A 25,600-nucleotide genomic window follows, 5' to 3' on the forward strand; every position below is an offset into this window, starting at 1 on the left:
ACGCCGCCATGCCGGGGCGTGACGCGGAAGCCCGACAGTTTCCCTAGGTCGGGACCGCGGTCCCCATCCCGGGCGGCTGCATGAACTCGATGGTGGAACCGTCTGGACCCACGGCGTAGACCACCCGAGTGCCGGTCCGTTCGCCGCTCGCGATCGGCTGTGGCACGCCCTGCGGCTTCCAGCCGTGGCCCGCGATGCGGGACAGGATCGCGTCGAGATCGTCGACGACCAGGGCGAGATGCGCGAAGCCTGGATCGAACTGCGCGGACGCCGCCACCGGTCGGCTCGTTCCCTGATACTCAAGCAGCTCGATTGCCTGACCTGCGAAGGACACGACCGCCATACGCACCCGCGCGCCGTGGGCACCCGTGACCTGCCGAAGAAACGCGCCGCCCATCTCGCCGGTCCGCACGAGGCGCGCGCCCAACCCCTCGACCCAGAAGCGGAGCGCCTCGTCGAGGGACGCGACGGAGAACCCCACGTGGTCGGCGCGGCGGACGTTGAGGCTCGATGTACCCGTCATTCCGCTCATCCTATCGAGGGTACTCGGCTCGGTCAGCCCGGGATCGCGTCCGGATTCAGTGACGCGGTGGGAAGGCGAACCTCGTAGTCGCGCATCCCCGGCCCGGGGCCCCTGACGTCGAGGTCGCCCGTATCTCCGAGCGCCAGCACGCGACCGAACAGGACGACGTCGCCGACGCCCTGGCCCGGAGGGTCCACCGCGAAGCACAGGTGATGCAACGCGCGGCCGATCAACCTGGCAGTCACCTCCCATTCCGGTTGCCCCTGCGCGACCAGCGCGGCGTCGAAGTGCGTCAGCAGCGCCGACACCAAACGTCTGTCCCGCACGATGCGGAACGGCGCGTTCTCGGCGCGCAACCGCGCCCATGCCGCCGCCGCCGCGTCGCCCTCGGCTCGGGAGCAAGGGCGTCTCCTCCCGCTTAAGCCGGAGGCGACGATGTCCTCAGGCCGCATCAAGCCGAGAGACCACGGTGCCCGCACGCTGTCCTGCGTGACGAAGTCGAGACCTGTGGCGTCGACGATGTCGAACGGCCGTCCGGCCATGCGGGAAGCAAACGCCAGGAAGCACGCATGCTCCCCGGCGTCGGTCAGGCAGACCCAGTAGACCGGATGGACCCCGGCTGACGTGGCCTGCATCCAAGGCTCCTCGGGCTCACGCCCGTCATCGCGTGGATCGCACCGCAGGACGGTCCTGACCCACGCCTGGCGCGCGTCCGGGTCCGGCGGGTCGATGGGGCCATGGCTCAAGGTCGCGGGAAGCGCGATCACGCGCTCCCTGCACCCCTGCATCCGGAGGGCATCGCGGATCGCCTCCGCCCTGGAAACGCCGTAGGCGACGTGAACGGTCTCAGTCGCGTGAGGCATCCCGTCTCCTCCCTGTCAGCATCCTGACCCGCTTGCATCGCCCGTGGGCGGTACCGGGTCCGCTCGCCGGTGAATGGCCGGCACCGGCATGTTCAAGGCCTCAGTCCGGGACAGAGGCGATAGCCCTCGGCCCTGCCGCCCGTGAGGTCGGTGAAAGCGGCTGGTCCGTCGATGCGGACGGTCGAACGCTCGCCCATCCGAGGTCCGATCCGCCGTATCGCCGGCAGGACTGCTCGATCTCGAACACGTCTCCCGGCCGAGACGCGACGCGGGTCCGGCAGTCGTTCGCCTTGGAACTGCCGAGGCCGGCGCCGTCGTAAGTTCGGAGGGCGACGTTCGGCGGAGCCTCGCAATCCGTGCCGACCGCGACGTAGGCACCGTGGCGCACCAGCAGGGTGTCGGCAATCGCCGGAGCAGCGAGCAGGGCCAGGGTACCGGCAGATAGGGATCGCAGTCGCACCCGGTTCATGATGGTCTCCGTGACCGGTGGACGTAGATTGTCAGGCCGGAGCGCCGACCGTGTGCAGCCAGGCGTCGTACCAAGGCGGCCATTCAGCACTCGACGTGCCGGGCCGGCCCATGCCAAAGCCGTGGCCGCCGCTCGGAAAGATATGCGCCTCGACCCGCACGCCGGCGCGCTCGCAGGCGCGGGCCATGATCCGGCTGTTGGCGATGTCCGAAACCGGATCGTCCTCGGCCTGTACGAGGAACACCGGCGGGCAGCGGGAACGGACATGGGTCTCGACGGACCATTCCGCGCTTGCCTCCGGGTCCGGGTGTCGGCCGACCAGTTGCACGCGCGTCGACGTCAGGTCGTAGGGCGGCTCAAGGGTGATGACCGAGTAGATCAACGCCGCCGCGGACGGGCGTGCCGTCAGGGCGTCGGTCGCGTCATCCGGCCTGTAGGACGCGAACGCCGACCGCATCGCGGCGAGGCCCATCAGGTGGCCGCCGGCCGAGAACCCCAGGACGCCGATCCGGTTCGGATCCACACCATACGCGGCGGCCCGCGACCGGATCAGGCGCAGGGCGCGCTGCGTGTCTTGGAGCGGAGCCATCGGTCCGTCGGCCCAGCCTTCCCGGGGCAGGCGGTAGCTCAGCACGAAGGCGGTGATCCCGCGCGCGGCGAGCCAGCGAGCCGCCGGGCGCGCCTCCCTCTCGATCTCAATGCGCTTGTAGCCGCCACCGGCGGCGACCAGCATGGCCGTGCCGTTCGGCCGGGACGGTGCGAACACCTCCAGGCCAGGAACCGCGATGTTGCTGACGGCGCCCTTTCCGTCGACCTCAGGCGATCCGTCAGGTCCGCCCCCGCCCGGCGGCACGCCAGGCCAGAGCCGAAGGGACGCGGTTCCGGCGACGGCTCGGCCTGCCGCGAGCACCGCGGCTGTGCCGACCACAAGCGAACGTCGGTCGATGATCATGGCCGCGCGGTCCCGGAGGTTTGCAGGGTCTCGGTCGCCGAAAGTCGTGACGTAACCGCCGCTGCGGCTCGCGGGGCGCCGAACAGACGGTTCAAGTAACCGAAGTAGACCGGCTGCTTCCTCCGGAGTTCCTCGCGGGTGAAGGGCTCACGCGCGAGCCTGCCGTGCAGATAGACGCTGGCGGTCATCGCAAAGAACTCGCCCGGGTTCTTCAGCAGGTAGGCGCCGGCCGGGTAGAACCCGCCCTCCCTGGCCCGCTCGTAGAACGTCAGGATGTCCGGGTTCCGGTTGCCGCCGGCCAGCATCCGGACGTGGTAGACGTGCATGTACTCGTGCAGCAGGATCGGGCGGTCGTCGCCCGGGTCAGCAACCGCGATGGCGACGCTGTCGCCGCCGTCGTAGTGGCTGCCCGCGCTCGCGCCGGTCTGCACCACCACCGGGAAGCGCCGCAGGAAGGCCTTGGTGGAAGCGTCGAGGCCGGTGGCCTCGACGAGGTCGACCTGATGCTCGATGGCCTTGCGGAGCCGACCCGCGTCCGCTCCGTCGCCGAGGGCGGACAGGTCGAGGCGGTAGCCGCGGTAGGTCTCGCCGCCGGCGTCCCCGTGATGCGTCGGGGAACCCCGGTCATCCGGCTCCGCCCTGGCGCCGCCGTCGTGCCCCGCGACGGCCGCGGCGACGGCGATGGCGACCGCCACACCGACGTGCCAGACCGGGGTCGTGAGGTGGGATGCCGCCATGTGATGTCCGTTCCCAGCGCGTCGCGCCGACAGCGGCCCGTCGCCCGATGCGGTGATCCTCGATCCGGGACGCGTCCTGGCTGTGACGGGGCGTGAGGCCCATGTAACGTTTTGTGACAATGGCCTGTTCGGCGTTGCCGGGCCGGCCGGTCTCCGTATGTTCGGGGCATGAGCGACGGACCGACCCTCGTCATCGTCGAGGACGATGCCGACATCCGCACCCAACTCGCCGGCTACCTGGAGGGCGAGGGTTTTCGCGTGGTCGGCGTCGACGGAGGAGCGAGCCTCGACCGCCACCTCGCGGCGGGCCCGCCCCCGGACCTGATCGTGCTCGATTGGATGCTGCCTGGGGAGGACGGCCTGTCGATCTGCCGGCGCCTGCGCGAGGGGGGCGGTCCACCCATCGTGATGCTGACCGCCAAGGATGAGGACATCGATCGGGTGCTCGGCCTGGAGATGGGCGCCGACGACTACGTCTCGAAGCCGTTCAACCCGCGCGTGCTGCTCGCACGCATCCGCGCCGTCCTGCGCCGGGTCCACGGCAACGGCGCCCCGGCGAACGAGAATGCCGCCGAGACGCTCAGGGTGGCCGACCTCGTCGTCGACCTGGGGGCACGCCGGGTGACGGTCGGCGCAGCGCGGACCGAGGTTCTCCTCACCAGCGCCGAGTACGACCTGCTGCACTGCTTCGTCACCCGGCCGCAGCGGGTGCTGTCGCGCGACCAACTCCTCGACTGGACGCGCGGCCGGACGGCCGACGCCTTCGACCGCACCATCGACGTGCAGGTGAGCCGGCTGCGGCACAAGCTCGATGCGTCCGGCAGCACCGCGTCGGCGCTGCTCAAGACGGTGCGCAACGCCGGCTACATCCTGGCCGCGCCCGTGAGGCCGGCCCCGTGATGGCGCGTGTCAGCCTCCTCGGCCGGATCATGCTGATCCTGCTCGGCGCGCTGTCGCTGCTCGTGCTCGCCACCGTCGCGGTGGACAAGTGGCAGCGGCACGAGGAGGCTTCGCCCTACGCCACGCGCTTTCCCCGCCTCGATCAGGCCGCCGGCATCATGACCCTGCTGCGGGATGCGGATCCCGAGCAACGCCCGGCGATCCTGAGGGCCGTGAACGGCGAGGCGCTGAGGACCGAGATCACCGACACGCCTCCGCCTGAGACCGAGTTGATCCGGGAACCGCGCCTCGAAGCGCGCCTGCGTCGCCTGACGGAAGATACGGATGGCCGTGTCCGTGCCTTCACCGATGTCGACATGCTGCGCCGAGGCGTCGACCCGGCGGACGTCGCGAATACCGACAATCGCAAGGTGATGGGCCGGCTGGCGACCGCCACCTACGCATTGCCCGACGGCCGGACCGTGATCGTCTCCGCCATCGCGCGCCACCGCTCGCTAATGCCGTGGCTGCTCGGCCAGCCGCTGAGCCTGTGGGTGGCCGTCCTCGGTGCGGTGGTCGCCGGGCTCGTCCTCGTCGGCACTCGCCACGAGCTCGCCCCGCTGCGACGCCTGACCGATACGGTCACCCGGTTCGACGGCCGTGCGCCGGAGCCGGTCGCGATAGTGCAGGGCGCCCCAGAGATCCGACGGCTGTCCCGGGCGGTCCAGGACATGCAGGAGCGCATCGTCGGCCTGCTCGGCGAGCGCTCCCTGCTGATCGGCGCGATCTCGCACGATCTCAAGACCTACCTGACGCGCCTGCGCCTGCGGGCCGAGGGCGTAGCCGAACCGGAACGCCGGGACAGGCTGGTCGAGGATCTCGACGCGATGACCGCCCTGCTCGACACCTCGCTCGGATTCGCCCGGGGCACCGCTGTCGAGGTCGGCCGCGCAGCCGTCGACCTGGGAGACCTCGTGGCTATTGAGGTCGCCGAGCACGCCGCGCAGGGCGTGAACATCGGCCTGATCGGCGAGGACGTGCCGAATGCCTTGGTCGCCGGCGATGCGGTCGCCCTGCGCCGTGTAATCGCCAACCTCATCGGAAACGCCGTGAAGTTCGGGCGCGCCTCGGTGGCGGTCGCGGTGCGACGCGCAGGACCGGCCTGCCAGGTCACGGTCGAGGACGACGGCCCGGGCATCCCGGAGGCTGAGCGGTCCGCGGTGTTCAGCCCGTACTACCGGATCGAGCGCTCCCGGAACCGTGGGACCGGCGGGACGGGCCTCGGGCTCGCCATCGCCCGGCAGATCGCCGAGGCGCATAGCGGCACCATCGTGGCCGAGGCGTCCGCGCTCGGCGGCGCACGGCTCGTCCTGACCCTGCCCGCCATCGCCTGACCACCGGGACCGTCGTTACAAAACGTTACGCCAACGCATCCGCTCGTCACATCCGGGAAGGAGCCCGGGACGATCCTGCCCTCATCGGTCGCGGCCCCAAACTTCGGTACCCCGACCCCTCACGAGAGCAGAAAGGGATTCATCGATGCTGAAGATCCTCGCCCCGGCCGTGCTCCTGGCCGCCCTCACGGTCCCGGCCCTCGCGTCGCCGCTGGTCCAGGACGCCGTGTCCGACGGATCGGACGGCGCCCGGATCATCCAGGTCTATGGCGGCTGCGGCCCCTACGGTCACCGTGGCCCCTACGGTGGCTGCCGGACCGGCGGACAATGGGGCGGCTACGTCCGCGGCCGCTCCTGCCCGGCGGGCTTTCACATCGGACCTTACGGTCGCCGCTGCTGGCCGAACTGAGCCGTCTTGTCCCTGCCACGCCTTTCTCTAACCCAGCGTCCGCGCTCGTGCCGGACGCGCATGGAGTGCGACATGATCCGTAAGATCGCCATGCCCCTGGCTCTCGTTGGAGGGCTTCTGCTCATCGGTTCGAGCGCCGAAGCCCGCGACGGCTGCGGCCCGGGCTTCCATCGCGGCTTCTACGGCTGGTGCCGACCAAATCTCGGTTACCGCCCCTTCGTCTATGCCCCCGCCTACCGCCACTTCGGCTATCGCCGGTGGGGTGGCGGCCCCCGATGGCATTACGGCTACCATTACCGGTGGCATCGGCATTTCGCGTGGCACGGTGGCCACCGCTGGGGCGGCTTTCGCCATGCTGGCTGGCACCATCGCTGGTGATGCGCTTCGGTCCCGAGAAGGCCGCTGCCGGCAGACGGACCGCCAGTTGCGGTACGCCGGGGCCGTCGTCGAACGGAGCGTGGCCGTGCGGGGGTTAGAGCCCTCGCACGGCTTTGCGACGCCGAGCGTGGCGCATCGCGGATAGTGCGACGCGTCGTCCGCTTGGGATCGACTTGGCCTACTCCTGACGTCACAGTGCCCCTGGGATCACCGCGAGAGCGGACTTGGATCCGCCGCGTTCGGAAGCATCTCGATGGCCGTCGTTCGTACCGGACGGTCCGGGGTCGCTCATGCCGGTGTGCCCGGCGGCGCCGACGAAGGCGAGAATAGCGCGGACCTTGGCGGAGATGTGCTGCCGCGTCGGCAGATAGGCGTGGAGCGGGAACGATCCCTCCGCCCAATCCTCCAGTAATGGGACCCGGCGTCCGTCCGTGATGTAGTTGCGGGCGTAGAGTTCCGGCGGCTGGGCGATGCCGAGGCCCGACAGGCAGGCACCGAGCAGGACCTCGGTGTCGTTTACCGTGAGCCGACCTGCCACCCGCTCCGCCCCCCCCGGTGGAATTCCCACGCGAAGGGCTGGCCCGTTGCCGGGTTCCTGAACCGGATGCAGGCATGCCGCCCGTCATCCAGGTCGGAGGGATGGGCGGGATGCCCGTGCCGCGCGACGTAGCCCGGCGAGGCGCAAGTCAGGACGCGCGTCCTCAGGATCAGCCGGGCGATCAGCGCCGAGGGCTCCGGTTCGCCGAAGCGCACGGCCACGTCGAAGCCCTCGGCCACGATGTCCCCCACGCGGTCGCGCACCGCCACCTCGACGGACAGCTCCGGATGCCGTTCCCGGAAACGGTCGAGTCGCGGCGCGAGCACGAAGTCGCTGAAGGCGGCGTCGGTTTTGATCCGGAGATGCCCGCGGACGGCCTGCGCCGATCCCGTCGCCCGGGTCGCGGGGTCCTCCAGCCCGTCGAGCAGCGGACGGACCTTCTCATAGAAGCGGCGGCCTGCGGGAGTCGTGACGGGCGACCTCTCGTCGATGCGCGGGACCCGGCGGTCGTCAAGAACATGGACACTCGTTCCTCGAAACCGCCACCGGCAAGACCAAGGCCGAGCTCGGGGACGAGGGACTTGGCCCGCGCCGGGAGAGCGGCCGTGACAATTCTCCTCACCGGCGCCTCGGGCTTCCTCGGGGCGGCTCTCACCGCGGCGCTACTGGACCGGGGCGAGCGCGTGTTGGGCGTCGACCGGGCGCCGGCCCCGGATGCGCCCATCGGCCCTGCCTACCGCTTCGTGCGGGCCGACCTCATCCGTCCCGGCACCCTCGACGCGGCCCTCTCAGGGGAGCGGGTCGACGCCGCGATCCTCGCCGCGGCGATCACCGCCGACATCGCGCGGGAGCGGCGCGATCCGGCAGGGGTCGTGGCGATCAACGTTGGCGGGGTCGCGGATGCGGTGCGGGCGGTCGCCACCCACGGCATCCGGCGCGTTCTGGTGCTAGGATCCGGGGCGGTCTACGGCGACGAGGCCTTCACCGCGACAAGCCTCTCCGAGGATGCCACACGGCCCGAGCCACGCTCCCTCTATGCGCTCACGAAGCTATCCGGTGAGGCCATCGCTCTGCGCCTCGCCGAGGTGTTCGGGCTCGACCTCACCGCCATCCGCCTCGGCACAACCGGAGCCAGCTCGGGCATCGGCCGGGCGACCGCCCGGCTCCTGGCGGCGGAGGGAGCCCGCGTCGTGCTCGCTGACGTGTCGGAGGAGGCGCTGGAGGGTGGAGATCCGACCGCTTCCGTCATCGCCCAGGAGGGCGGTCGGGCGGTGTTCCGGCACGTGGACATCTCCGATGCGGAGGCGGTCGACGGGCTGGTGGCCGATGCCGTGCGCGAGGGCGGCCGGCTCGATGTCATCGTCAACAACGCCTGCATCCGCCACCCCCGGTGCCTCACCGAGCTGATTGAGGCCGACTGAGACCGGATGATGGCGGTTAACCTGAAGGGCGTGCTCCTGTATTGCCGGGCAGCCGTCTGGCAGATGCTGGCGCAGGATCTCCGTGGCGAGGTGCGCGGACGCATCGTCAACCTGTCGTCGCAGCGCGGCATGATCGCGGCGCCGGACGACCTGGCCTACGGCGTTGGCAAGGCCGGGGTCGACTACATGACGCGACAGGTGGCCGCCGACTACGCTGCCGACGCGATTGTCTGCAACGCGGTTGCGCCCGGCAAGTTCGTTACCGGCCAGGGCGGTCGCCTGCTCGATCCGGCGGTGCTGGACCGTACCCGGCGACGCACGTTCTGGCCACGGCTCAGCCGTCCCGATGACGTAGCCAGGGCGGTGCTTTTCCCCGCGAGCGAGGCCAGTTTCGTCACGGGGACGACCTTGATGGTCGACGGAGGCTGCATGGCGGCTTGAAGTGCGGTTCCTGATTGCGGGTCAGGCGTCGCGACCGATTGGTCAGCGTTTCGAACGTTGCTTCGATGCGCCAGCGCAGCAGGATCGGCCTGAAGCTTTTAGCGTCCCGCTCGCGGGTCGCGACCTGGACGTCGAGGCCTCCGGGCCGCCCGATCGAACAGCAGCCCGCGGCCTGGATGTCGTGCACGTTGGCCGCCGTGACCAGACTCGCCAGGACGAAGCCCAGCGAGCAGGTCAGGATATGGCGTTTGACGCCCTTCGTCTTCTTGTTGCCGTCGTAGCCGCGCGGTCCCGCCCGCGGACCGGACCTGCCGCCCTCCTCGGAAGGCCAACGCACTCAGAGGGATCAAGGTCAAACAGGCTCTGAAACCAGTACGTCCACCTGGCGCGGCTTGCTCACGATCGCCTCGGGCGTCGGTCATTGGCCCATCGATTCCATCCTCTGTCGGCTCAAAATCCATACGTCAGGGCGGATCACTCCCATGGGGCCCGATCAGCGCGCCATCGCCGCCCGCCCGACATACCGGAACCCGCCGCGAGCGGGTATGACCCGATCCGGGCGGCACGCGCCCCGCACGGCATCACCGATGGACGTCACTTCCTCCAAAACGACCTGCGTGGCCATCGTCGGCCTGGGCTATGTCGGGCTCCCGCTCGCCCTGGCGTTCGGACAAAGGCTCCGCACAATCGGTTATGAGCGGGCGCCCGCGAAGGTCGCGGCCTACCGGGACGGGATCGACCCGGCCGGCGAGATCGAGGCCGCGGCGTTCCGCGCGGCCGCGCACCTGTCGATCGCCGACGACCCGACGCGGCTGGCGGAGGCGGACGTGATCATCGTCACGGTCCCGACCCCGGTGGACGCCGCCCAGAGCCCGGATTTCAGCCTGCTCACCGAGGCCTCGGCGCTGGTCGGGCGGCACATGCGGCACGGGGCAACCGTGGTGTTCGAATCCACGGTGTATCCCGGCGCCACCGAGGAGGTCTGCGTGCCCGTGCTGGAGCGCTGCTCCGGCCTGCGCTGGAAGGCGGGTTTTCACGTCGGCTACTCGCCCGAGCGGATCAATCCTGGGGACCGGGAGCACGGGCTCGCCCAGGTCGTGAAGATCGTGGCCGGCGACACCCCGGAGACGCTGGCGCGGCTCACCGCGCTCTACGGGACGATCATCGAGGCCGGGATCCACGCAACCTCGTCGATCCGGATCGCGGAGGCCGCCAAGGTCATCGAGAACACCCAGCGCGACCTGAACATCGCGCTGATGAACGAGCTGTCGCAGATCTTCGACAAGCTCGATCTCGACACGCACGAAGTGCTGCAAGCCGCCGGCACCAAGTGGAATTTTCTGCCGTTCCGCCCGGGGCTGGTCGGGGGCCACTGCATCGGGGTCGATCCCTATTACCTGACCCACAAGGCCGCGATGGTCGGCCACCACCCGCAGGTGATCCTGGCCGGGCGGCGGATCAACGACAGCATGGCGGCCCATGTCGCCCGCAAGACCGTCAAGCTGATCGTCCGGCACAGTGGCAGCGCCCACGGTGCGAAGGTCATTGTGCTCGGCCTGACCTTCAAGGAGAACTGCTCGGACCTGCGCAACTCCAAGGTCGCCGACCTGGTCCGGGAGCTGGCGGAGTTCGGCTGCGCCGTCTCGGTCCACGATCCCCGCGCCCGCAAGGACGAAGCAAGGGCCGAGTACGGCATCGACCTGGTCGACTGGGCCGACCTGCCCGACGCGGCCGACGCCGTGGTGGTGGCGGTGCCGCACCGGGACTATGCCGAGCGTCCGCCTGCGGAGATCGCCGCCCGGCTCAGGCCCGGGGGCGTGATCGTCGACGTGAAGGCGCTCTACGAGGCGGACGCGTTCCGGGCGCTGGGGCACAATGTCTGGCGGCTCTGACAGACCCCTTCCGCAAGGCCGCCGGCTCAGCGATGATGCGGCCTCCCGTTGACGGACTCGCTGCGCTCTCACCGTCATTGCGAGCGCAGCGAAGCAACCTGGGGCGGCGCGCGATCTCAGACCGTAGCGTGTCCCTGGGTCGCTTCGCTGCGCTCGCAATGACGGCGCGGGTCGATAGGCCGAGCGCGTGAGCAGGAAACCTTAGGGTACGGCGGGAGCGGCGGGCATGCACCAGACCAATGACGGCCAAGGGACGCCACCCTTAGACACGCCGGATCCGGATTTCGCCGCCCGGCACGCGCACTATCCCGAGGCGCAGATCCGAAAAATCCTGAGCGACACGCGCACCATCGCCCTGGTCGGCGCCTCCGCAAACCCGGCCCGCCCGAGCTGGATCGTGCTCAAATACCTGCTCGACCGGGGCTACGCGGTGAGTCCGGTCAATCCGGGCCTCGCCGGACGGGATCTCCTCGGGCGGCGGGTGATGGCCTCCCTCGCGGAGGTTCAAGAGCCGATCGACATGGTCGAGATCTTCCGCAATTCCGCCGCCGCCGGCCCCCTGGTGGACGAGGCGCTCGCCCTCGAGCCGCTGCCGAAGGTCATCTGGATGCAGCTCGGCGTGCGCGACGACGCGGCCGCCGCCCGGGCCGAGGCGCGCGGGCTCACGGTGATCATGAACCGCTGCCCGAAGATCGAGTACGGCCGGCTCTCGGGGGAGATCGGCTGGACCGGGGTGAACTCGCGCATCCTGACCGCGAAGAAGCCGGTGCTGGCCGGCCGGGGCGTCCAGCGGCTCACCATCGCCGAGCGGGGCAAGCGCCCGGAGTGAGCCACGCGGTATCATAATACCACTATCTCGAAGTCATTACAAACAAATACGTTTTCGGGATTTCGATTTTCCCGGTTGACGGGCCGGGCGTGCCCGGCTATCCACCGGCCGTCGCCGCCGCGTGCTCCCCACGCGGCGGCTCGTTTTTCGGCACCCCGAGGCTGTCCGCGTCCCGATCCGTCGGGGTTCTGGCGCGTCGGAACCCTGGGATCTCACCATGAAGACCACCTCGCTAAAGCCCGCCGAGGTCGACAAGAAGTGGATCGTGATCGACGCGGAGGGCCTCGTCGTCGGCCGCCTCGCCTCGATCGTCGCCATGCGCCTGCGCGGCAAGCACAAGGCCGCCTACACGCCCCACGTCGATTGCGGTGACCACGTGATTGTCGTCAACGCGGACAAGGTGAAGTTCACCGGCCGCAAGTACGTCCAGAAGCGCTACTACTACCACACCGGCTACCCGGGCGGGATCAAGGAGCGCACGGCCAAGTTCATCCTCGAAGGGCGCTTCCCCGAGCGCGTCGTCGAGAAGGCCGTCGAGCGCATGCTGCCCCGCGGCCCGCTCTTCCGGCAGATCCTCGGCAACCTCCGCGTCTACAAAGGCGCCGAGCACCCGCACGTTGCCCAGCAGCCGCAGGCGCTCGACGTCGGCGCCCTCAACCGCAAGAACGTGAGCGCTTGATCATGGCGACCCTCCAGTCCCTCGCCGACCTCAACCGGGCGAATACCGGCGCGGTCGACCCCGCCAACGAGGCCCCGGTCCACGTCCAGAAGCTGGACGCGCAGGGCCGCGCCTACGCCACCGGCAAGCGCAAGGACGCGGTCGCCCGCGTCTGGATCAAGCCCGGCAAGGGCACGGTCACCATCAACAAGCGTCCGGTCGAGGTTTACTTCGCCCGTCCAGTGCTGCGCATGATCCTGCGCCAGCCGCTGGAGATCGCCGGCCGCGTCGACCAGTACGACATCAACGTCACGGTCGCCGGCGGCGGTCTCTCGGGTCAGGCCGGCGCCGTGCGCCACGGCCTCTCGAAGGCGCTGACCTACTACGAGCCGGAGTTGCGCGCGCCGCTGAAGCGCGAAGGCTTCCTCACCCGCGACGCCCGCGTCGTCGAGCGCAAGAAGTACGGCCGCAAGAAGGCCCGCCGCAGCTTCCAGTTCTCGAAGCGCTGATCTGCGGCTTCATCGCTGGTTTTGAGGAGGGCGGTTCCTGCGGGAGCCGCCCTTTTTCGTGTTCGGACCGGTCTGCGCCAGGGTTGACGGCGGCACCCGAGCGCGGCCGTTCACGGGCTTGCGAAGCGCGCGGGCGAATCGCGCGGGTCGCAGCATCCGGAAGACGGGACCGACACGATGGCCGACCTGAAGCGACGTGACCTCCTCGCAGCCGGGGCCGGCGGCGCGGTCCTGCTTGCCCTGGCGGGACCGGCCCCAGCAGGGGCCGCCCCGGGTGGCGTCGTCCGGGTGAAGGGCGTCGCGATCGGCGAGGGTCGGCCCAAGATCATCGTCTCGCTCGCCGGCAAGACGCCGGACGCCGTGCTGAGGCAGGCGCTCGCGCTCGCCGGGCGCACCGAGATCGACATCGTCGAGTTGCGGGTCGATCACCTCGCCGCGGCCCTCGACCCCGCCGCCTCAGCCGCCCTGGTGGCGCCGGTCACGGCTGTCATCGGCGGCAAGCCGCTGCTCGCGACCTTCCGGACGAATCGCGAGGGCGGCGAGACTGCGATCGAGCCGCCCCGCTACGCGGCGATCTACCAGGCCCTGCTTGACACCAAGGCCGTGGACCTGATCGACCTCGAATTCGCCCTGCTGGAGGCGCCCGCGGTCGCCGCCGTGCAGAGGCGCGCGCAGGGTGCGGGCGTGGTGGTCCTGCTCTCACACCACGATTTCGGCGGCACGCCGCCGACCGAGCACATGCTGGCCCTGCTCGAAGCGCAGGCCGCCAGGGGCGCCGACATCTGCAAGCTCGCCGTGATGCCCAAGGATGCGGGCGACGTGATTCGGCTGCTCGACGCGACCCGTCAGATGCGGTCCCGCCACCCCGACCGGCCGCTCCTGACCATGGCGATGGGCGGGCTCGGCGCGGTGACGCGGGTCTCCGGCGCCGTGTTCGGCTCGGCCGCGACCTTCGGCAGGGTCGGGGTGGCCTCAGCCCCAGGCCAGATGGACGTGGCAGACTTGCGATCCGTCATCGACGCGCTCAGCCGCGCCCTGGAGCCTTGATACGGATGAACAGACGCAGCTTCCTCGCCACCGGGATCGGTCTCGGTCTCGGCCTTGCGGTCGGTCGTGCTTCGGCGGCCCCCCTGCTTCCCGGCCCCAGCTTCATCAACACCGTGCTGCTCGGCGGATCCCCGGAGGAAAAGCTCCGCGCAGCTCGGAAAGCGGGCTTCGCTCAGGTCGAGCTCTGGACCACGGACGTGGCCCGCGCCGAAGGCGGGGCGGCGGGCGTGCGCGCCCTCGTCGCTGAGCTCGGTCTCGGCCTCACCGACTATCAGGTGCTGCTCGATTTCGACGGGGCGCCGGGCGACAAGCGCGCCGCCAAGCGGGCCGAGGCCCTGACCATGCTCGACACCGCCGCAGCGGCGGGCGCGTCGACGGTGCTCGCCCCCGCCTCGACCGACCCGGCCTGTGATCCGGCCCGCATCACCGAGGATCTGATCTGGTTGGTGGACGAGGCGCGGCGCCGGGGCCTCCGGATCGCCTACGAGGGCCTGGCCTGGAGCACGGTCAACCCGTCGCTCGCCGGCGCGTGGGCAACGATCCGCAACCTCGATCCGCGCCATGCCGGGATCGTGGTCGACAGCTACCATCTGTTCGTCCGCGGCGAGACGCCGACGATCCTCGGCGACATTCCGCCCGAGCGGATCTTCCTCGTCCAGTTCTCCGATATCCCCGGCCCGGTGCAGCCATCGGATTACAGGGAGGTGGCCCGGCACGCGCGCCTGCTCCCAGGCGACGGGCGCCTGCCGCTTGCGAGCCTCATCGGAAAGCTCAGTGCAATCGATTACCGTGGACCGGTCGGGCTGGAGGTCTTCAACGATCGGCTCAAGGCCGAGTCGCCCGAGGGTGTCGCGAAGCGGGCTTACGGGGCGCTGCAGAAACTGCTGTCCGAGGGCGCCCTGTAGGCTCTTCGCGACATCCGGTTGACGGTCCGACAGCGGCTTTCACCGTCATCGGGAGCGTCGCGAAGACCCTACAGGGCAGCGCGTGATCCCGGATTACAGGGCGTCTCCGGGCCGCTTCGCCGCGTTCGCGATGACCACGTGGTACGATCGCTCGGGCGATCCGATCCCGACTTACCTACGCTCCCGCACCACGCCGGCCGATTACTGTCCTAAGTAAAATATACCAGCCAAACGATTGCGCACAACGGAACAACTGGGTCCGCCGCCTGTTACCCGCCGCCGATCCAGTCCGGGTCGCATCAGGCGAGGCATCCGAACTACCGTGACCGCGGGCGTCGACAGACACGAGCTGAGGCAGATCATCGCCGGCCTGACCGAGGGCGTGATCCTGGTCGAGCCGGACCAGACGATCACCTGGGCCAACGACGCGGCGCTGGCCATGCACGGCGCCGGCAGCCTGGAGGAGCTCGGCGAGACCGTCGACGCCTATCGGGACCGGTTCTCCGTCCGCTACCGCAACCACCGGCTGCCCGAGCATTACCCGATCGAGCGGGTGGTCCGGGGCGAGACCTTCCACGACGTCATCGTCGAGGTTGTGCGCTCCGACCAGCCGGACGTCGCCTTCGTCCATTCCCTGCGCAGTCTGGTCGCCACCGACCGGGCCGGGCAGCCGAGCTGCCTCGCGCTGATCCTCCAGAACGTCACGCCGCAATTCGAGGCCGAGGAGCGGTTCGAGAAGACCTTCAACGCCAACCCGGCGCCGGCCGTGATCACCCGGCTGTCCGACCTGCGCCACGTCAAGGTCAATGCCGGCTTCCTGGAGATGACCGGCCACACCCGCGACGGGGTGATCGGGCGCAGCGTCTACGAGGTCGACGTACTAGCCGAGGCCAAGCAGCGCGAGCTGGCGGTGACGCGGCTCAACGCGGGCGCGACCATTCCCCAGATGGAGGCCCGGTTGCAGCTCCCGGATGGCGGGACCCGCTTCGTCATCGTGGCCGGCCAGCCGATCGAGATGGGCGATGAGCCGTGTATGCTCTTCACCTTCGCGGATCTGGAGCTGCGTAAGAAGGCCGAGACCTCACTCCGCCAGAGCGAGGCGCGCTTCGCCACCGCGTTCCGGATGACGCCGGTGCCGACGCTGCTTGCCCGGGCCGACGGCTTCACCGTCACCGCCGTCAACGAGGCCTTCCCGCGGGTCTTCGGCTACGGCCAGGACAAGGCCGTCGGCCGCTCCGCCGAGGAGATGGGCCTGTGGGTCTCGGAATCCGCCCGGGGGAAGTTCGAAGCCACGGTCCGACGCACCGGCTACGTGCTCGGCCTTGAGACGTGCATGCGCCACGAGGACGGGACCGAGATCGACTGCCTTGTCTCGGCCGAGCGGGTGGTGATCGGCGAGGACGATTACGTGCTGGCGGTGCTCCAGGACATCACCGAGCGCAAGCGCTCCGAGCGCGAGCTGTTCACCGCGATCGAGACCGTGATGGCCGATACCTCGTGGTTCAGCCGCGGCCTGATCGAAAAACTCGCCGGCCTGCGCCATCCGGGCCGCGACAGCACCGACGAGGGCGTCCAGAGCCTCACGGTCCGGGAGCGCCAGATCCTCGGGCTGGTCTGCGCCGGCCTCTCGGACGAGGCCATCGCCAAGCGGCTGAGCCTGTCGCGCAACACCGTGCGCAACCACGCCGCCGCGCTCTACCGCAAGCTCGGCGTCCACAAGCGCACGGAGGTGATCGTCTGGGGCCGGGACAACGGCTTCACCACGCGGGAAGCCAGCACATGAGCTGAACGATACCGGTATGATTTTACTATTGATCTGACGAAATCAGATCCCAACTGCGGTATCGCTCACAAACGATCCGCAAACCCGAATTTCGAAGGCGAGACCATCCGAGCAGGCAACCCCCGGCGCGGTCTCGGGTTCACTCATCAGAGCCCACGGCCCGCGACGCAGCATCGCCGCGACGAGCCGGCCCCGCACATCTCGCAGAAGTCCGCCGCCAAACCCGGAATGCCGCGCCACGCGCAATCCGGGTCGAGCGGCGCACACCCACCACCCCAAACCGCAACACCCAAATAGGAGAGACACCATGGTTGACACCGATCGCGTGACGGGAGCCGCCAAGGAATTCGTCGGCAAGGCCCAGGGCGCCGTGGGCGACCTGACTGGCTCGAAGGGCGACTCCGTCGAGGGGCGTTTCCGCGAGGCCCAGGGCTCGGCCGAGAACCTCTACGGCCAGGCCAAGGACACGGCCCGCAATGTCGCCGACGAGGCCGGGCGCTACGCCGAGGACGCCTACGAGAATGCCGGCGACTACGCCCGCCGGGGCACCCGCGCCGTGGCCCAGCAGGTCGAGGAAAGCCCGCTCGTCGCGCTGCTGATCGCCGGTGCCGTCGGCTACGGCCTCGCCCTGCTCATGCACGCCCGCCGCTGAGCGCGGCCATCCTTTCCGAGACGACGACCAGGAGTACACAGTGACCGCTTCCCCCAGCCTCTCGACCGCGCCGCTCGCCCATACGAGCGACGCCCGCACCGTCCTTCTCCACCAGGTGTCGTGGGGTGCGATCTTCGCGGGTGCCACCACGGCGCTGGTCGCCCAGGTGATCCTCAACATGCTGGGCATCGGCATCGGCCTGTCCAGCGTCGGCATGAACGCCGCCGACAACCCGGCCGCCTCGACCCTGTCGATGAGCGCCGGCATCTGGTTCGTGGCCTCGGGCATCGTCGCCTCGCTGATCGGCGGCTTCCTGGCCGGGCGGCTCTCGGGCAAGCCGGTGGGCGGCGCGGCCGGCCTGCACGGTCTGGTCTCGTGGTCGGTGACCACCCTGGTCGTCCTCTACCTGCTGACCTCGGCGGTCGGCGGCATCGTTGGCGGTGCCTTCAGCGGCGTGACCGCCACGCTCGGCGGCGCCGGCAGCCTCGTCGGCGGCACCGTGCAGACCGCGGCCCAGGCCGCGGCGCCCTCGCTGTCGAAGATCACCAACCCGCTCGACGGGATCGAGAGCACGGTGCGCCAGCAGGCGTCGGGCCAGGACCCGCAGGCGGCGCGCGACGCGGCCGTGGCGGCGGTTCGCGCGGTCCTGACCGGTGATTCGGCTCAGAAGCAGCAGGCCGAGACCCGGGCCGCGGACGCGCTGGCCAAGGCGCAAGGCATCCCGGCCGACCAGGCCAAGCAGCAGATCCAGGACTACGAGAAGCAGTACGACCAGGCGGTCGCCACCGCCAAGCAGAAGGCCGAGGCTGCCGCCGTCGCCACGAAGTCGGCGGCCACCCAGGGCGCCTTCTACGCCGCCCTGGCGCTGATCCTCGGCGCGCTCGCCGCCTTCCTGGGCGGTCGCCTCGGCGCCCCGAAGGCCGAGACCCTGGTCGATTCCTACGGCGCCCGCCGCGCCTGATCCACGCGACCCCCGCGCCCTCCGCGCGGGGGTCCTTCGACCGGTGCCCGGATCCCGATCCGGCCGCTTCCCCCGTCACCCCCACGGAGAACCCCGATGATCCGCAAGCTGCTCACCATCTTCGTCCTGCCGAAGCTGATCGCCTATGTCGGCCGCCGCTTCGCCGGCCGGTCCGCCGCCCCGTCGCGTCGCCCGCGCTGACACCCGTCGCGAGCCCCGGGATCCGCCGGCCGGGGCCCGCGCGCGAGACGCTTTCGGTGGACACCTGGGAGGATACGCCATGAGCAAGGGTTACCCCTCGATGACCGCGCTGCTGGGCCTGCTGGCCCTGGCCGGCTACCAGAATCGCGACAAGCTCGCCGAGCTGCTGAAGGGCCACGATCACGGGACCAGCCCGTCGCCCGTCCCGTCCGTGCCGAATCCCGCCTCCGCGAGCGGCACCGACCCGGTCTCCCGCCTCGGCGGATTGCTGGGCGGCGCCGGGGCGGCCGGGGTCGGCGGCCTGATCGCCAGCGGCCTCAGCGAACTGGTCGACCACTTCACCAAGGGCGGCCACGGCGAGACCGCGACCTCGTGGATCAATCACGGCGCCAACCGCGACATCCCCGAGACCGACTTGGAGCGCGCCATCGGACCCGAGACCCTCGACCACCTGACCCAGCAGACCGGGCTCAGCCGGGCGGCCCTGCTGGCGCGCCTGTCCCGCGAGCTGCCCTCGGCGATCGACCGCTACTCGCCCGACGGCCGCCTGCCGACCTGACGGGTGCGGCGGCGTTGACAGGGGCGTCCGCAGGCTCCACCTCCGAGCCGTAACGGCCGGGTGTGATTCTGGCCTGCGAGACGGATCATGGCGAGCGAAGCAGCAACGCGGCCCATCGTGTTCATCGACGGCGAGGCCGGCACAACCGGCCTCGGCATCCGCGAGCGCCTGGAGCGCGATGGCCGCGTGGCCCTGCGCAGCATCGCGCCCGAGCACCGGAAGGATCCGGAGGCCAAGCGCGCCCTGCTGGCCGAGGTCGATCTCGCGGTCCTGTGCCTGCCGGACGACGCCGCCAAGGAGACGGTGGCGCTCGCCGACAGCCTGCCCGGCGGCGGCCCGCGCATCCTCGACGCCAGCACCGCTCACCGGGTCGCCCCCGGCTGGACCTACGGCTTCCCGGAGATGACCCGGGAGCAGGGTGCCGCCGTGGCCCGCGCTCGGCGGGTGGCCAATCCCGGCTGCTATCCGACCGGCGGCATCGCGCTGCTGCGCCCCCTGGTCGAGGCCGGCCTGATCCCGGCGGATTTCCCGATCAGCGTCAACGCGGTCAGCGGCTATAGCGGCGGCGGCAAGGGCATGATCGAGGAGTACGAGCGGGGCAGCGCCGCGCCGTTCCTGCTCTACGGCCTCGGCTTCGCCCACAAGCACGTGCCGGAACTCCAACTGTACAGCGGGCTCACCCGGCGGCCGATCTTCGTGCCGTCGGTGGGCAATTTCCGCCAGGGCATGCTGGTGAGCGTGCCGCTCCACCTCGACGCGCTGCCGGGCAAGCCCGCGGCCGGCGACCTGGAGGCGGCCCTGCGCGACTGGTACGCCGGCCAGCCCCTGGTCCAGGTGACGACCGGCGCCGAGACCGGCGCCCACCGCGAAAAGATCACGCCCGAGGATCTCAACGACACCGACCGCCTGGAGCTGCGGGTCTTCGGCTCGTCCGAGCACGGGCAGGCCGTGCTGGTGGCGCGCCTCGACAATCTCGGCAAGGGCGCCTCCGGGGCGGCGGTGCAGAATCTCGGGCTGATGCTCGGGCTCGACGCCTGATTTTTCGAAGCTCTGATTATGCATCATCGGTATCCGAAAGCCGGCAACCACCTTTCGGGATGATGCTCATGCCCCCGGGAATAACCGGGGCGGCCCGATGGTTCTCATTCCGGGGCACGGAGCTGCGGGGTGGGCGGCCGATGGCGGCGCGAGCGATCGATCCGGGGGGCGGCGGCGCATGACGACGCTCGCCCGTGCGCGCTTCAGCCAATTGGTCCTGCCCCGCCTCGATGAGGGCTACCGGCTCGCGCATTGGCTCACCGGCAACGCCACCGACGCCGAGGACGTGATGCAGGAGGCCTGCCTGCGCGCCTACCGGGCGATCGAGACCTTCGCGGAGGGCAATGCGCGGGCCTGGTTCCTCACCATCGTCCGCAACACCGGCTATTCGTGGCTGCAGCGGCACCGGCCCCGGGCGGTGATCTTCGCCGAGGACCTCGCCCCGGCGGCCCGGTCAGCCCTCGATGCCGGAAGCACGCTCGCCGAGGCGCCGGAGACCCCCGAGGCCGCCCTCATCGCCCGCGACGAGGCCGGGCGGCTCGGCCGGGCGATCGAGGCGCTGCCGGTGCCGTTCCGGGAGGCGCTGGTCCTGCGGGAATATCACGGCCTCGGCTACCGGGAGATCGCCGAGGTGACGGGCGTACCGATCGGGACCGTGATGTCGCGTCTGGCGCGGGCGCGCCAGCACCTGCTCGAACGGCTCGCGAAGGACGGGCGATGACCGGCGACGACGAAACCCTCCTGCTGCTGAGCGCCTACGCCGACGGCGAGCTGTCGCCCGGCGAGGTGCTGGCCATGGAACGGCGCCTCGCAGCCGAGCCGGACCTGCGCGCGCTGGCCGAGCGCCTGCGCGGCCTCTCGGGTGCCGTGCGGACCACGCTGGCGGAGGTGCCGGCCCCCGAGAGCCTGCGCGGGCGGATCGTCCGGCAGGTCGGGTTCGCCGATCCGGAGCCCCGCCGCGCAAGGCTCGGCTCCTGGACGGCCCTGGCGGCGGCTCTGGTGGCCGGGATCGCCCTCGGCGCCGCGCTCGGCGGCGGGATCCTTCCTCTCGGAACCGCCGAAGCCCCGTCCCCGGTGGGCGAGGCCGTGCTGGCCGGCCATCTGCGGGGTCTCGCCGCGCCGCAGCCCTTCGATATCGCCTCCGCGGACGGGCATGTGGTCAAGCCGTGGTTCAACGGGCGCACGACCATCGCCCCCGACGCCCCCGATCTGGCCGAACGGGGCTACCCCCTGGTCGGCGGCCGGGTCGACATCGTCGACGTCAAGCCGGTGCCGACCCTGGTCTACCGCCACGACCGGCACGTGATCAGCGTCACGGTGGTCCCGGCGACCGAGGGCGCGCCGGCCGGCGAGGAACGCCGGGACGGGACGTACATCGAGCGCTGGGAGGCCGGCGACCTCACCTACTGGGCGGTCTCGGACCTCAACGCCCGGGATCTGCGCGGCTTCGTCGAGCTGTACCGCACCCGGACCGCCCGGCCGCGCTGACGAATGCTTGCCGGTCGCATTCTGGCCCGACCGAATTCTTGCTTCGCCCGGGAATAAAGGCGCGGGGGCTCGGGTTCTTCATCCCGTCGTCCGCATCGATCCGACGAGGGCCGCGCGTGATTGCCATCTCCGACCGAGACACGCGCCCGGCCTGCGGGTTCGGCGCCCCGCGAGCCGCCGCCGACCCGGTCCCGGTGGAGGCCGCGCTTCACCTCCTGATCGAGCAGTTCGAGCAGGGCGTGGCGGTGACCGACCGGTCCGGACGGGCGCTGTTCCTGAACCATGCCGCGCAGGGCCTGATCCGCAGAGGCCTGCTGCGCCTCCAGAACGGATGCCTGTGCAGCGGCACGCCCGAGCACGGCGCCGCGATCGGCCGGCTCATCGCCCGCTGCGCGGTCGGCACCGGCTGCTCCCTCCGCCTCGCGGGCGAGACCGGCACGCTCCTGATCGCCGCCTGCGCGATCCCCGGGAACGCCGTGCTCCTGCGCGTCATCGACCCCGCCTCCGCCCCGCTGCCGGACCCGGGCGTGCTGCAGGCGCAGTTCGGCTTCACCCCCGCCGAGGCGGCACTCGCCACCGACATCATGGCCGGGAACGACCTCGCGGCGAGCGCGGCCCGGCGCCGGGTCACCCTGCACACGGCCCGCGCGCATCTGCGCCGCCTGTTCGAGAAGACCGGCACCCGCCGGCAGGCCGAGCTGATGCGCCTCCTGCTGCTGTGCCCGCTTCCCGTCCCGGCCGCCGCATATCTCGGCGCCGGGACGGTCGAATTTAAATCCCGCCCTTGTTCAAACGAGTGATGCGGGTCTTTTGAAATAGAACGACGCTCAACTCCGTCGATACGCGACAAGATATCCGTATTCGTCCAGGAGGAGAGCGGTCGATGATTGTGACGATCCTGAAATCGATCCACACCCGTCGTGCAGCGGCACGCAATTACCGCGTCCTCTCGGCGCTCGACGACGATGTGCTGTTCGATGTCGGCCTCGACCGGCGCACCCTGCGCGCCTTCTGTGACAGCGGCTGCGGCCACCACGCCGCCCTCGGCGACAAGCCGGCCCCGGGGCTGGCGGTCCTGATGCCCGGAGGCCTCACGCCCGCGTTGCGGTGAGGCCCGTCCCTCATCCCGACGCGGCGACGCGGTCGGGAACGGCTCTCGTCGCGCGGGACGATCGCCCGCGACTTCGGTACAGGATCCTCCGGCGGGAAGGATCCAGGGCGATGGGCGCGACACGCGGCGGGACGGACGATCGGATCGACCTGGCGGCGGGACGGCCCTGGCACCGTCTGGATGCCGAGGCGCGGCACCCGGACCCCACCGGGACCGCCCGGCTGCGGGTCGATCTCGGCCTGCGCTTCCCGATCCACGCGGTCGCGGGCGCCGGCGAGGCGCCCGGCCTGGCCGTCTCGGATGACGGGCAGGTCTGGTCGGAGCCCGTCCTCTCGGCGCGCCCGGACGGGGAGGGGGCGGCCTGGGTCGAGCCCGGGGAGGGCGCCTGGGCGCGCTACGTCCGCCTGAGCCTCCCCGCCGGGCACGACGTCTCGACCGTCCGGATCTGGTGCGCGCGGGCGGCGTTCGACCTGATCACCCTGCGGCACGTCCTGGGCGCGTCCTTCGACATGGCCGGCGAGCGGCCGGGGACCAACCCCTACGTCACCTACAGCCTGGTCAGCGCCGAGCGGCCCCGGTCGCGCGCGCTCGTCGGGCTGGCGCTCTACGAATGCGGTGCCTTCGGCAATTGCCTGATCCAGTGCCTGCTGGCCATCGGCATCGCCCGCAACCTCAACCTCAAGACGATCAAGCTCCCCGCCGCCGACCGCAGCGAGGTGTTCGCCCTGTCCGGGCCCGTGACGCTCGGCGGCATCACCTTCATCCCGGGCTCCGAGCCGCTGCCGCCGGACGGGTCCTACCTGTCGGGGATGTATTTCGACCTCGGGATCCAGCGGCTCGCCGGCGTGCTGGGCCCCGAGGAGACCCGGGAGATCGTGCGGACCACGATCCGGCCGCTGTTCAACCGGCTGCCGGCCCGGATCCCCGAGAAGCCCGACGACGAGCTCCTGATCCACATCCGCTCGGGCGACATCTTCGGCACCTGGGTCGCGCCGCAATACCCGCAGCCGCCGCTGGCCTTCTACCGGATGGTGATCGACCGGCTCCTGGCGGAGGGCCGGATCGCCTCGATCAAGCTGGTGTTCGAGAACCGGCTCAACCCGGTGATCGCGGCGCTGGAGGCCTGGATCGCGGCGCGGGGCGTGCCGTTCTCCACCCAGAGCGGCGCGCTGACGGACGACGTCGCGGCGCTGATGAACGGGCGCTACCTCGTGTTCGGGCTGGGCACGTTCGGGCCGGGGGTGTGTCAGCTCTCGGACCGGGTCGAGCAGGTGTTCTACTTCGCCTCCGGCTGGCCGCAGCACTTCAGGAGCATCCCGACCATCGGCACGGTGGTCGAGGTGCTGGACGTGGCCGGCGGCTACACCAAGGTCGGCGAGTGGGACAATTCGCCCGAGCGGCGCGCGCTGATGCTCGACTACCCGATCGAGAACCTCGCCTTCGACGACGCCTGACCCCGCCGCCCTTGCCGAAGGCGGGAAACTCGGTGACAAGCACCCGAGAAACCTTGAGTCGGTCCTGCACGCAGAAAAGAATCCTGGATTCAAAAGGTCCGTGACCTTTTGCGGGTCCAGGGCGGAGCCCTGGTGCCGGGCTTCGCCCGATGCTCGTGGGCCAAGTCCTAGAGGTCTTGCCCCGAACCCCGCCAAAGGGCTGAGCCCTTTGGAATCCCGGTCGTGCCGGTGCGCCGATCGACGGCTGGGAGGATCGATTTGGCCAGCGATGTCCAGCCCTCGGAGGCCTTGCGGGTCAACGCCTTCCCGATGCACCGGGCCGAGATCCTGATGCAGCAGCGGCGGCGCCTGCGCCCGCGCCGCAAGACCCTGGTCAGCTTCGCGGCGAAGTACCACTACGTCGAGAGCCAGCGCCGCCTCGTCGCCGCAGCCGCCGCCACCGGGGATTTCGACACGATCGAGAGCTGGTCGCCCGACCGGCTGCACGGGACGCCGTTCTACGCGGCGCACCGGGCGATCCTCGACCGGTCGCGCGGCGCCGGGAACTGGGCCTGGAAGCCCTACATCATCGCCGAGGCAGTGGCGCAGAGCCGCGACGGCGACTTCATCGTGTTCACCGATACCGGCATGCAGGCGATCGACGACGCGCCCCTGCCGCCGGTTGCCCCGCTCCTGACCTGGCTCGCCGGGTCCGGACGCCGGGTCGCGGTGGGCGTGCTGCACGGGAAGCCGCAGCGGGTCTGGACCAAGCGCGACTGCTTCGTGCTCATGGACTGCGACACCGAGCGCTACTGGAACGCCGACCAGATCCAGGCGACCTGGATCGCCTTCATGGTCAGCCCGGAAACCCGCCACCTCGTCGCCGAATGGCTGCGCTATGCCGGCGACGAACGGGTCGTCACCGACATCCCCAACCAGATGGGCTTAGCCGATTTCGAAGGGTTCATCGACCACCGCTTCGACCAGAGCATCCTGTCGAACCTGATCTACAAGCTCGACCTGGAGATCCCGCCCCTGCGGGAGGCCTCGAAGAAGATCAAGACGCTGATCGGCGAACTGGAGATGGACACCCTGGTCTCGGTCCGGCCGTCCGAGAACCTCGCGCTGGGCAAGACCTGGCGCGCCAGCTCGGCCTCGCCCTGGTCCGGGACGACCGGCGTCTACGGCGAGCGGACCACCGGCGACCCGTCGTTCTTCTTCCACACGGCGCTGGAGCCGAAGCCCTGGTTCGTGCTCGATCTCGGCGCGGTCGCGCGGGTCTCGGAGATCCGGCTCTACAACCGCTGGGGGCAGCTCAGCGAGCGCGCCCAGATGATGCGCGTCTGGCTCGGCGAGACCGAGGCCGAGGACCGCCTCGTCTTCGACGCCGTTGATGCCGACTGGCATCCCGGCCACCCGCTCTATCTCCGGTTCGACAATGCCCGGTTCCGCTACCTGAAGGTCGATCTCGACGAGGAGCAGGTCCTGCACCTCGACGGCATCGAGATTTTCGCGGCCGGCTGACCCGGC

At 70.5% G+C, this 25,600-nt stretch carries 28 protein-coding genes and 2 pseudogenes; 22 read left to right on the plus strand and 8 right to left on the minus strand.

Features of this window, described 5'->3' with window-relative positions; genetic code table 11:
* Positions 1-43 precede the first annotated feature (43 nt).
* The 5 genes from MKL11_RS28220 to MKL11_RS28240 form a co-directional block, all read right to left on the minus strand.
* Positions 44-523 (minus strand): VOC family protein, encoded by a 480-nt coding sequence (locus MKL11_RS28220; protein WP_243949709.1) that lies wholly within the window; start codon positions 521-523, stop codon positions 44-46.
* 32 nt (positions 524-555) lie between these two features.
* Positions 556-1,386 (minus strand): DUF3658 domain-containing protein, encoded by an 831-nt coding sequence (locus MKL11_RS28225; protein WP_243949711.1) that lies wholly within the window; start codon positions 1,384-1,386, stop codon positions 556-558.
* Between the two features lie 100 nt (positions 1,387-1,486).
* Positions 1,487-1,855, minus strand: a complete 369-nt coding sequence (locus tag MKL11_RS28230; RefSeq protein WP_243949713.1) for a hypothetical protein — start codon at positions 1,853-1,855, stop codon at positions 1,487-1,489.
* Positions 1,856-1,886: 31 nt separating this feature from the next.
* Positions 1,887-2,804 (minus strand): alpha/beta hydrolase, encoded by a 918-nt coding sequence (locus tag MKL11_RS28235; RefSeq protein WP_243949911.1) that lies wholly within the window; start codon positions 2,802-2,804, stop codon positions 1,887-1,889.
* Positions 2,804-3,544: a hypothetical protein gene (locus MKL11_RS28240; protein WP_243949715.1), complete on the minus strand. Its 741-nt coding sequence runs from the start codon at positions 3,542-3,544 to the stop codon at positions 2,804-2,806. Before MKL11_RS28240 ends, MKL11_RS28235 begins: the two co-directional genes overlap by 1 nt.
* Before the next feature lie 168 nt (positions 3,545-3,712).
* Between MKL11_RS28240 and MKL11_RS28245 the strand changes: the two genes are divergently transcribed.
* The 4 genes from MKL11_RS28245 (at position 3,713) to MKL11_RS28260 (ending at position 6,604) form a co-directional block, all read left to right on the plus strand.
* Positions 3,713-4,444: a response regulator gene (locus MKL11_RS28245; protein ID WP_243949718.1), complete on the plus strand. Its 732-nt coding sequence runs from the start codon at positions 3,713-3,715 to the stop codon at positions 4,442-4,444.
* The gene (locus tag MKL11_RS28250; RefSeq protein ID WP_243949720.1) at positions 4,444-5,817 is read left to right on the plus strand and encodes a sensor histidine kinase; all 1,374 of its coding nucleotides are present in this window, start codon (positions 4,444-4,446) and stop codon (positions 5,815-5,817) included. Before MKL11_RS28245 ends, MKL11_RS28250 begins: the two co-directional genes overlap by 1 nt.
* Positions 5,818-5,962: 145 nt before the next feature.
* Positions 5,963-6,226, plus strand: coding sequence for a GCG_CRPN prefix-to-repeats domain-containing protein (locus tag MKL11_RS28255; protein ID WP_243949722.1), 264 nt, complete (start codon positions 5,963-5,965; stop codon positions 6,224-6,226).
* Positions 6,227-6,298: 72 nt separating this feature from the next.
* Positions 6,299-6,604, plus strand: coding sequence for a GCG_CRPN prefix-to-repeats domain-containing protein (locus tag MKL11_RS28260; protein ID WP_243949724.1), 306 nt, complete (start codon positions 6,299-6,301; stop codon positions 6,602-6,604).
* A gap of 190 nt (positions 6,605-6,794) precedes the next feature.
* On the opposite strand, the gene MKL11_RS33240 is transcribed toward MKL11_RS28260, so the two are convergent.
* Positions 6,795-7,142: a LysR substrate-binding domain-containing protein gene (locus MKL11_RS33240; protein WP_313900790.1), complete on the minus strand. Its 348-nt coding sequence runs from the start codon at positions 7,140-7,142 to the stop codon at positions 6,795-6,797.
* The gene (locus MKL11_RS33245; protein ID WP_313900793.1) at positions 7,121-7,633 is read right to left on the minus strand and encodes a substrate binding domain-containing protein; all 513 of its coding nucleotides are present in this window, start codon (positions 7,631-7,633) and stop codon (positions 7,121-7,123) included. Before MKL11_RS33245 ends, MKL11_RS33240 begins: the two co-directional genes overlap by 22 nt.
* 114 nt (positions 7,634-7,747) lie before the next feature.
* On the opposite strand from MKL11_RS33245, the pseudogene MKL11_RS28270 reads away from it, so the two are divergent.
* A pseudogene (locus tag MKL11_RS28270) lies at positions 7,748-9,004 on the plus strand (SDR family oxidoreductase).
* A gap of 7 nt (positions 9,005-9,011) precedes the next feature.
* On the opposite strand, the pseudogene MKL11_RS28275 reads toward MKL11_RS28270, so the two are convergent.
* Positions 9,012-9,311 (minus strand): annotated as a pseudogene (locus MKL11_RS28275) (transposase); the annotation flags it as partial.
* Positions 9,312-9,591: 280 nt separating this feature from the next.
* On the opposite strand from MKL11_RS28275, the gene MKL11_RS28280 reads away from it, so the two are divergent.
* From MKL11_RS28280 to MKL11_RS28360, 17 genes are all read left to right on the plus strand, one after another.
* A complete protein-coding gene (locus tag MKL11_RS28280) occupies positions 9,592-10,896 on the plus strand; it encodes a nucleotide sugar dehydrogenase (protein ID WP_243949733.1) in 1,305 nt (434 codons plus the stop codon).
* A gap of 226 nt (positions 10,897-11,122) precedes the next feature.
* On the plus strand, positions 11,123-11,725 hold the full coding sequence (locus MKL11_RS28285) for a CoA-binding protein (RefSeq protein ID WP_243949734.1): 603 nt from the start codon (positions 11,123-11,125) through the stop codon (positions 11,723-11,725).
* A gap of 217 nt (positions 11,726-11,942) precedes the next feature.
* Positions 11,943-12,404 carry a 50S ribosomal protein L13 gene (gene rplM, locus MKL11_RS28290; protein ID WP_007565855.1) on the plus strand — a complete coding sequence of 154 codons (462 nt, stop codon included), beginning with the start codon at positions 11,943-11,945 and terminating at the stop codon, positions 12,402-12,404.
* 2 nt (positions 12,405-12,406) lie between these two features.
* Positions 12,407-12,892, plus strand: coding sequence for a 30S ribosomal protein S9 (rpsI, locus tag MKL11_RS28295; RefSeq protein WP_243949736.1), 486 nt, complete (start codon positions 12,407-12,409; stop codon positions 12,890-12,892).
* Between the two features lie 177 nt (positions 12,893-13,069).
* The gene (gene aroD, locus MKL11_RS28300; RefSeq protein WP_243949738.1) at positions 13,070-13,939 is read left to right on the plus strand and encodes a type I 3-dehydroquinate dehydratase; all 870 of its coding nucleotides are present in this window, start codon (positions 13,070-13,072) and stop codon (positions 13,937-13,939) included.
* A 5-nt stretch (positions 13,940-13,944) separates the two neighbouring features.
* Positions 13,945-14,844, plus strand: coding sequence for a sugar phosphate isomerase/epimerase family protein (locus tag MKL11_RS28305; protein WP_243949741.1), 900 nt, complete (start codon positions 13,945-13,947; stop codon positions 14,842-14,844).
* 322 nt (positions 14,845-15,166) lie between these two features.
* Positions 15,167-16,627, plus strand: a complete 1,461-nt coding sequence (locus tag MKL11_RS28310; RefSeq protein WP_243949749.1) for a helix-turn-helix transcriptional regulator — start codon at positions 15,167-15,169, stop codon at positions 16,625-16,627.
* A gap of 307 nt (positions 16,628-16,934) precedes the next feature.
* A complete protein-coding gene (locus MKL11_RS28315) occupies positions 16,935-17,279 on the plus strand; it encodes a CsbD family protein (protein ID WP_243949751.1) in 345 nt (114 codons plus the stop codon).
* 40 nt (positions 17,280-17,319) lie between these two features.
* Complete coding sequence (locus tag MKL11_RS28320) at positions 17,320-18,240, plus strand: PhnA-like protein (protein ID WP_243949753.1); 921 nt, start codon at positions 17,320-17,322, stop codon at positions 18,238-18,240.
* A gap of 280 nt (positions 18,241-18,520) precedes the next feature.
* On the plus strand, positions 18,521-19,000 hold the full coding sequence (locus tag MKL11_RS28325; protein WP_243949756.1) for a YidB family protein: 480 nt from the start codon (positions 18,521-18,523) through the stop codon (positions 18,998-19,000).
* Positions 19,001-19,087: 87 nt separating this feature from the next.
* On the plus strand, positions 19,088-20,038 hold the full coding sequence (gene argC / locus MKL11_RS28330; RefSeq protein ID WP_243949764.1) for an N-acetyl-gamma-glutamyl-phosphate reductase: 951 nt from the start codon (positions 19,088-19,090) through the stop codon (positions 20,036-20,038).
* Positions 20,039-20,216: 178 nt separating this feature from the next.
* Positions 20,217-20,759, plus strand: coding sequence for a sigma-70 family RNA polymerase sigma factor (locus tag MKL11_RS28335; protein ID WP_243949772.1), 543 nt, complete (start codon positions 20,217-20,219; stop codon positions 20,757-20,759).
* The gene (locus tag MKL11_RS28340) at positions 20,756-21,526 is read left to right on the plus strand and encodes an anti-sigma factor family protein (RefSeq protein ID WP_243949774.1); all 771 of its coding nucleotides are present in this window, start codon (positions 20,756-20,758) and stop codon (positions 21,524-21,526) included. Before MKL11_RS28335 ends, MKL11_RS28340 begins: the two co-directional genes overlap by 4 nt.
* Before the next feature lie 116 nt (positions 21,527-21,642).
* Positions 21,643-22,326, plus strand: a complete 684-nt coding sequence (locus MKL11_RS28345; RefSeq protein WP_243949776.1) for a helix-turn-helix transcriptional regulator — start codon at positions 21,643-21,645, stop codon at positions 22,324-22,326.
* An 83-nt stretch (positions 22,327-22,409) separates the two neighbouring features.
* Positions 22,410-22,637, plus strand: a complete 228-nt coding sequence (locus MKL11_RS28350) for a DUF1127 domain-containing protein (protein WP_243949778.1) — start codon at positions 22,410-22,412, stop codon at positions 22,635-22,637.
* Positions 22,638-22,747: 110 nt separating this feature from the next.
* Positions 22,748-24,091: a coagulation factor 5 8 type domain-containing protein gene (locus MKL11_RS28355; protein WP_243949780.1), complete on the plus strand. Its 1,344-nt coding sequence runs from the start codon at positions 22,748-22,750 to the stop codon at positions 24,089-24,091.
* A 258-nt stretch (positions 24,092-24,349) separates the two neighbouring features.
* Positions 24,350-25,594, plus strand: coding sequence for a discoidin domain-containing protein (locus MKL11_RS28360; protein ID WP_243949782.1), 1,245 nt, complete (start codon positions 24,350-24,352; stop codon positions 25,592-25,594).
* Positions 25,595-25,600: the final 6 nt, after the last annotated feature.

This window comes from Methylobacterium sp. J-077 (assembly GCF_022829365.1).
GTDB lineage: Bacteria > Pseudomonadota > Alphaproteobacteria > Rhizobiales > Beijerinckiaceae > Methylobacterium.

Bases quoted from the DNA above. Each gene is read 5' to 3' on its own strand.
- MKL11_RS28220 (WP_243949709.1), bottom strand. From the start codon at position 523: ATGACGGGTACATCGAGCCTCAACGTCCGCCGCGCCGACCACGTGGGG.
- MKL11_RS28225 (WP_243949711.1), bottom strand. From the start codon at position 1,386: ATGCCTCACGCGACTGAGACCGTTCACGTCGCCTACGGCGTTTCCAGG.
- MKL11_RS28230 (WP_243949713.1), bottom strand. From the start codon at position 1,855: ATGAACCGGGTGCGACTGCGATCCCTATCTGCCGGTACCCTGGCCCTG.
- MKL11_RS28240 (WP_243949715.1), bottom strand. From the start codon at position 3,544: ATGGCGGCATCCCACCTCACGACCCCGGTCTGGCACGTCGGTGTGGCG.
- MKL11_RS28245 (WP_243949718.1), top strand. From the start codon at position 3,713: ATGAGCGACGGACCGACCCTCGTCATCGTCGAGGACGATGCCGACATC.
- MKL11_RS28250 (WP_243949720.1), top strand. From the start codon at position 4,444: ATGGCGCGTGTCAGCCTCCTCGGCCGGATCATGCTGATCCTGCTCGGC.
- MKL11_RS28255 (WP_243949722.1), top strand. From the start codon at position 5,963: ATGCTGAAGATCCTCGCCCCGGCCGTGCTCCTGGCCGCCCTCACGGTC.
- MKL11_RS28260 (WP_243949724.1), top strand. From the start codon at position 6,299: ATGATCCGTAAGATCGCCATGCCCCTGGCTCTCGTTGGAGGGCTTCTG.
- MKL11_RS28280 (WP_243949733.1), top strand. From the start codon at position 9,592: ATGGACGTCACTTCCTCCAAAACGACCTGCGTGGCCATCGTCGGCCTG.
- MKL11_RS28285 (WP_243949734.1), top strand. From the start codon at position 11,123: ATGCACCAGACCAATGACGGCCAAGGGACGCCACCCTTAGACACGCCG.
- rplM (WP_007565855.1), top strand. From the start codon at position 11,943: ATGAAGACCACCTCGCTAAAGCCCGCCGAGGTCGACAAGAAGTGGATC.
- rpsI (WP_243949736.1), top strand. From the start codon at position 12,407: ATGGCGACCCTCCAGTCCCTCGCCGACCTCAACCGGGCGAATACCGGC.
- aroD (WP_243949738.1), top strand. From the start codon at position 13,070: ATGGCCGACCTGAAGCGACGTGACCTCCTCGCAGCCGGGGCCGGCGGC.
- MKL11_RS28305 (WP_243949741.1), top strand. From the start codon at position 13,945: ATGAACAGACGCAGCTTCCTCGCCACCGGGATCGGTCTCGGTCTCGGC.
- MKL11_RS28315 (WP_243949751.1), top strand. From the start codon at position 16,935: ATGGTTGACACCGATCGCGTGACGGGAGCCGCCAAGGAATTCGTCGGC.
- MKL11_RS28325 (WP_243949756.1), top strand. From the start codon at position 18,521: ATGAGCAAGGGTTACCCCTCGATGACCGCGCTGCTGGGCCTGCTGGCC.
- argC (WP_243949764.1), top strand. From the start codon at position 19,088: ATGGCGAGCGAAGCAGCAACGCGGCCCATCGTGTTCATCGACGGCGAG.
- MKL11_RS28335 (WP_243949772.1), top strand. From the start codon at position 20,217: ATGACGACGCTCGCCCGTGCGCGCTTCAGCCAATTGGTCCTGCCCCGC.
- MKL11_RS28340 (WP_243949774.1), top strand. From the start codon at position 20,756: ATGACCGGCGACGACGAAACCCTCCTGCTGCTGAGCGCCTACGCCGAC.
- MKL11_RS28350 (WP_243949778.1), top strand. From the start codon at position 22,410: ATGATTGTGACGATCCTGAAATCGATCCACACCCGTCGTGCAGCGGCA.
- MKL11_RS28355 (WP_243949780.1), top strand. From the start codon at position 22,748: ATGGGCGCGACACGCGGCGGGACGGACGATCGGATCGACCTGGCGGCG.